This window comes from Duncaniella muricolitica, from assembly GCF_910574735.1.
GTDB classification, from domain to species: Bacteria; Bacteroidota; Bacteroidia; order Bacteroidales; family Muribaculaceae; genus Duncaniella; species Duncaniella muricolitica.
Genome location: NZ_CAJTCF010000131.1, coordinates 1 through 5,498 on the forward strand (window position 1 = coordinate 1; position 5,498 = coordinate 5,498).

The window sequence follows — 5,498 nt, forward strand, 5'->3', positions numbered from 1 at the left end:
TACGGTATATTAGAGTGTGGGAACTATAATATAGTGCGCCCTTTGCTGAATGCGCTGTATTTTTATTATTTTACTGTATTATTAACATCTCGAAATAAGTTTGAACAACTTCACTCTAAACTTTCAACACTCTAAACTAAAAAACTTCAGCATAAAAAAATCCCGAAGCGCGACATTCGCGCCTCGGGATTTTTTTATGCTGAAGTTTTTTTACTTCTCAACGTGGGGGCCTGCAGCCACGAGAGCCTTGCCGGCCTCGTTGCCTTCAAACTTCTTGAAGTTGTTGATGAACATCTCGGCGAGCTTGTCAGCCTTCTCGGTCCACTCTGCGGGGTTAGCGTAGGTGTCGCGGGGGTCGAGGATGTTGGGGTCAACGCCGGGAAGAGCGGTCGGAACCTCAAAGTCGAAGATAGGCATCTTCTTGGTGGGGGCGGTGAGGATTGAGCCGTCGAGGATAGCGTCGATGATGCCGCGGGTGTCGCGGATAGAGATACGCTTGCCTGTGCCGTTCCAGCCGGTGTTTACGAGATAAGCCTTGGCACCGCTCTGCTCCATGCGCTTAACGAGCTCCTCGGCATACTTCACGGGGTGGAGTGAGAGGAATGCTGCACCGAAGCAAGCAGAGAATGTCGGGGTGGGCTCGGTGATGCCGCGCTCTGTACCGGCGAGCTTGCTGGTGAAACCTGAGAGGAAGTAATACTTGGTCTGCTCGGGTGTCAGGATAGAAACGGGAGGAAGCACACCGAAAGCGTCGGCCGACAGGAAGATGACGTTCTTGGCGGCGGGACCGCGTGAGGGACGTACGATGTTCTTGATGTGGTCGATGGGGTAGCTTACGCGGGTGTTCTCGGTAACGCTCTTGTCGGTGAAGTCGATCTTGCCGTTGGCGTCAACGGTTACGTTCTCGAGGAGGGCATCGCGACGGATAGCGTTGTAGATATCGGGCTCGCTCTCTTTGTCGAGGTTGATAACCTTGGCATAGCAGCCGCCCTCGTAGTTGAACACGCCGTTGTCGTCCCAGCCGTGCTCGTCGTCACCGATAAGGAGACGCTTCGGGTCGGTCGAAAGGGTGGTCTTGCCTGTGCCGGAGAGGCCGAAGAAGATGGCGGTGTTCTCGCCTTCCATGTCGGTGTTGGCCGAGCAGTGCATCGAAGCGATGCCGCGGAGGGGGTTGTAGTAGTTCATGATCGAGAACATACCCTTCTTCATCTCGCCGCCATACCAGGTATTGATGATGAGCTGCATACGCTCGGTGAGGTTGAAAGCTACGCAGGTCTCGGAGTTGATGCCGAGTTCCTTCCAGTTTTCAACCTTAGCCTTGGAGGCATTGAGCACTACAAAGTCGGGGGTGAAGTTTTTGAGTTCCTCTTCGGTGGGGCGGATGAACATGTTGGTCACGAAGTGAGCCTGCCATGCAACCTCCATTACGAAGCGTACAGCCAGACGGGTGTCGGGGTTGGTGCCGCAGAATGCGTCTACTACATAGAGGGTTTTGTCAGAAAGCTCCTTGTCGGCGATAGCCTTGAGAGCCTTCCAGGCCTCGGGTGTGATGGCCTTGTTATCGTTCTTGTACTCCTCTGATGTCCACCAGATAGAGTTTTCGCTGGTAGCGTCCTTTACGAAAAATTTGTCCTTGGGTGAACGGCCGGTATAGATGCCGGTCATTACATTTACTGCGCCGAGCTCGGTCTCCTGACCTTTCTCGTAGCCCTCGAGGCCGGGCTTAACTTCGTCGATAAACAGCTGGTCGTAGCTGGGGTTGTGGATCACCTTTGCGCCGGTGATGCCATACTGAGATAAATCAATTGTACTCATTGTAAACAGTTAGAGTGTTGGTTGATATATGTGTGGAAATTGATATTTCTGAAAAAGAAATTAGAATTGAATGATTATCTTCTTATCCGAATGCAAAGGTAGTGACTTTTTTGCGAAATAAACGCATAATTAAAGAAATTTTTCTTTATTGGCGCGTGAATAGTTACACATCCGCGTCAGCACCCCCTACACTGCATCATATTGACAACACACGGTCGTGGCGGGTAGTTCGTCCGTGCTAACCTTCCTTAACGCAAATTAACACCTGCCAAGTCCTATACTCTATATTAAAAGCCGTCTCCCACGCAACATCAATTGTTGCCGAGGGGAGACGGCCCGGTGTTTTAGATTAGTATTAGGTTTATACCTATTTATTTACAGCCTCCGCCTATTTCAGTTTATCGGCCAGATTGGCGGCGGCACCGGCTATTGAATCGAGTGCGCTGGCCGCGCCCGATTTTACTTTGTCTATGATAGGAGCGGCCTTTTCCTTCAGGTCTTCGGCCGAAGCCGACAGCGACTCTTTCGCGTCGGCCACCGTCGATGCCACGGTGCTCTTCACATCATCTATCTTGTCGCCGACCGCATCCTTGGCCTGAGCCACTTTATCGGCCACAGCCTCCTTGTCGGCTTTAACCCTGGCATCGGTCGCCACTTTGGCTGCCTCTGCGCTTACCTTTGCAGCCTCTTCCGAGACCTTGCTTGCGCATTTTGCTATGTCTGCTTGTTTTGAATCCATAATCTTTTATTCTTTAGAGTTAACGTTTATCTCTACAACACGTCGTTCCCCACACGGGTTGAGCCACGGCTTGTTTCTTAAGAATTTTTTTGAAATTGATATTGCGTCTGTCATTTTCAATGTGTATCTTTGCATTATCGAAACAATTGACAATTCAACAATAATCATTAATATCACTACATTACAATGAAAAAGAAATTTATATGCACCGTGTGCGGTTATGTGCATGAGGGCGAAGCAGCCCCCGAGAAGTGCCCCCAGTGTGGCGTTCCCGCTTCCAAGTTCAAGGAACTTGACGAGAATGAGCCCCTTAACTTCGTTACGGAGCATGTAATCGGTATCGCTGCCGACACCGACGACGAGATGAAGAAGGACCTCAACGCTCACTTTATGGGTGAATGTACCGAGGTGGGCATGTATCTCGCGATGTCGCGTCAGGCCGATCGCGAAGGCTATCCCGAAATCGCCGAGGCTTTCCGTCGCTACGCTCTCGAGGAGGCCGACCATGCATCCAAGTTTGCCGAACTTCTCGGCGACGTGGTGTGGGACACCAAGACCAATCTCGAAAAGCGCATGAACGCCGAGTCAGGGGCATGTGCCGACAAGATGCGCATCGCTTCCCGTGCCAAGCAGCTCAACCTTGATGCTATCCATGATACAGTTCATGAAATGGCTAAGGATGAAGCCCGTCACGGCCGCGGCTTTGAAGGCCTCTTCCGCCGCTACTTCGGTAAGTAAAAAATACGTAGCATAAAAAATCAGGACAGGAGTGCGAGAACTCATTTTAACTCTTCCGTACTCCTGTCTTTGTTATTAACGCACTGCTAAAAACAAGGAGCGCAAGAGTCTGATCTGGACTCCTGCGTTCTTTGTTTGTTATTAAACACGCTCTTGATGTAGTCGATTATAGCGCGGCCTTGATGTAGTCGATTATAACGCGGCCTTGATGTCGTCAATCATCCTGGCATACTCCTCATCGGAGAGGTATACCTCGCCAGGATTCATGCGGAAAGTGCCGCCATAGTCGGGGCCGTCCACATACTTGGGCGCGAGATGAAAGTGCAGGTGGGAAAGCTTGTCGCTATATGCGCCATAATTGATTTTCTCGGGGTTGAACACTCGCTGCATGGCGCGGGTCACACGGGCTACATCCGCCATAAAAGCGTCGCGCTCAGCATCTGACAGCTCGTTTAGGTCATTGACATGGCCGTTGTAGGCCACGAGGCAACGTCCGCGATAAGTCTGCTCTTTAAAAAGGAATGCTCTTGATACGCTCAGCTCGGCGATAGGGAGCATGAGACTTTTAAGTGTTTCGTTATTAGTACAATAAAGGCAATCTTTAGGGTCGCTGTACATGTTGTGTTCTGATTTAAGGGGTTAGTTTATTGTGTGTCGCAAAGTTAATCAAATATTCAGTATTATAGAATTTTTACTAAATATTTTCAAATTATTTATTAAAACGCTTGGAAATATGATAAATGTGTAGTATATTTGCTGTATAATTAATATTTCATAATTACAGCTTAACATTGATGATTGGATATTAGACCTATCCACCCACTCTTTTCAAACTCCTGCCGACCGAGTGGCCATGCAGGAGATTTTTTTTGTGGTTTGGGCAGAAGCCTCGTTGCCTGAAATAAAACAAGGAGGCTTATCCGGCCTCCTTGTTTTATAGATAGGATGTTTTAAATGCTTTCGTTGTATATCACATTGAGCACTGTCTGGCCGGCAGCTTTGAGTGAAGAGCGGTCAATGTTGTCCATATTGTCGTCTACAGTGTGCCATGTGGGGGAGAATGACTTGGTCACTTCGTTTTTCGATTCAACTATGTCGATAGCCGGGATGCCTGCACGGTTGAGATACAAATGGTCATCCACCACTGCGCCGCCGTCCAGGTTTACAAAACGGTCGCTGTAGCCCGAGCGGGCTGCGATGCCCCACACCTTGTCAACGATGTTGCGTGCATAGTTATTGGAGAAATACTCGCGGTGAAATTTCGCGTCTATACCTCCCACCATATCCAGAAGTATGGCATAGCGAGGCATATTGTCCTGGGTGTAGGGCATATGTTCCGTCCAATATTGTGTGCCGAGAGCCCATGTCTCGTCATGGTTGGAAAATCCCGACGACTGTCCGTAATCCTCCGCGTCGACCAGCAGCATGTCTACTCCGATGGCCGGTTTGTTGACCGAGAGATGTCGGGCTATCTCGAGGATGACGCCCACTCCGCTCGCTCCGTCATTGGCTCCTGGCATGGGCTCGAGGTGATTTATCTGCTCCGGGTCGCTGTCGGCCCAGGGACGTGTGTCATAATGAGCCACAAGGAGTATTCTTGCCGGAGCCTCTGTGTTGAAGCGACCCATCAGATTGTTGATGGGCAGACGGTCGCCGTTATAGGCTGTCACGGTGGCGCGCTGCTCGGTCACTGTGTCGGCCCCGTGACGCATCAGTTCGGTGCGGATATATTCGGCACATTCGGCATTGGCGCGGGTGCCAGGTATGCGGGGGCCCATGGCCACTTGCCGGGCTACGTAGGCATACGCGCTGTCGCTGTCAAATGTTGCGGGAGATTTGATGACGCTTCCTGACATTTTTTCTGTCTGAGTGTCCCCGTTCCCTGTCGTGCGGCAACTTACCGCCGCCACGCAGAGTGTGGCTGCAATGATGCAGGTAGCTTTGCCTATGCCTTTCATGATGGTTTATCCTTTTTTGCTCACCGCATTAGGTTACGGTGGTATTGTATTGCAAAGTTACAACTTAGTTACAAAACCCCGACAACTTCGTTACAAAAATCTCGCTTGTGTTAACAATTTATAACATGCATATATTGTTGCGGTAACTATTCAGCCAAAGTAAAGACATGATGATTTGGCTCGCCTTTATTAGACGAGGGCAAGGATAGCGTCAAGCGGCGATTGTCCGCTTTTCCAGGCCGTATCGG

General features: G+C 50.1%; 5 protein-coding genes. 1 reads left to right on the plus strand and 4 read right to left on the minus strand.

The annotated features are described in order from the left end of the window. Window positions 1-210 precede the first annotated feature (210 nt). Window positions 211-1,815 (minus strand): phosphoenolpyruvate carboxykinase (ATP), encoded by a 1,605-nt coding sequence (gene pckA / locus QGT73_RS16875; RefSeq protein ID WP_280123203.1) that lies wholly within the window; start codon window positions 1,813-1,815, stop codon window positions 211-213. A 388-nt stretch (window positions 1,816-2,203) separates the two neighbouring features. Next, window positions 2,204-2,554, minus strand: a complete 351-nt coding sequence (locus tag QGT73_RS16880; RefSeq protein ID WP_123616518.1) for a hypothetical protein — start codon at window positions 2,552-2,554, stop codon at window positions 2,204-2,206. A 186-nt stretch (window positions 2,555-2,740) separates the two neighbouring features. Here QGT73_RS16880 and QGT73_RS16885 point away from each other — a divergent pair, with 186 nt between their 5' ends. Next, complete coding sequence (locus QGT73_RS16885) at window positions 2,741-3,292, plus strand: NADH peroxidase (protein WP_123616517.1); 552 nt, start codon at window positions 2,741-2,743, stop codon at window positions 3,290-3,292. A gap of 192 nt (window positions 3,293-3,484) precedes the next feature. Here QGT73_RS16885 and QGT73_RS16890 read toward each other — a convergent pair whose 3' ends face one another. Both QGT73_RS16890 and QGT73_RS16895 read right to left on the minus strand, forming a co-directional pair. After that, the gene (locus tag QGT73_RS16890; RefSeq protein WP_280123204.1) at window positions 3,485-3,910 is read right to left on the minus strand and encodes an HIT family protein; all 426 of its coding nucleotides are present in this window, start codon (window positions 3,908-3,910) and stop codon (window positions 3,485-3,487) included. Window positions 3,911-4,242: 332 nt separating this feature from the next. Next, the gene (locus QGT73_RS16895) at window positions 4,243-5,250 is read right to left on the minus strand and encodes a M28 family peptidase (protein ID WP_280123205.1); all 1,008 of its coding nucleotides are present in this window, start codon (window positions 5,248-5,250) and stop codon (window positions 4,243-4,245) included. Between the last annotated feature and the right edge of the window lie 248 nt (window positions 5,251-5,498).

Bases quoted from the DNA above. Each gene is read 5' to 3' on its own strand.
- pckA (WP_280123203.1), bottom strand. From the start codon at position 1,815: ATGAGTACAATTGATTTATCTCAGTATGGCATCACCGGCGCAAAGGTG.
- QGT73_RS16880 (WP_123616518.1), bottom strand. From the start codon at position 2,554: ATGGATTCAAAACAAGCAGACATAGCAAAATGCGCAAGCAAGGTCTCG.
- QGT73_RS16885 (WP_123616517.1), top strand. From the start codon at position 2,741: ATGAAAAAGAAATTTATATGCACCGTGTGCGGTTATGTGCATGAGGGC.
- QGT73_RS16890 (WP_280123204.1), bottom strand. From the start codon at position 3,910: ATGTACAGCGACCCTAAAGATTGCCTTTATTGTACTAATAACGAAACA.
- QGT73_RS16895 (WP_280123205.1), bottom strand. From the start codon at position 5,250: ATGAAAGGCATAGGCAAAGCTACCTGCATCATTGCAGCCACACTCTGC.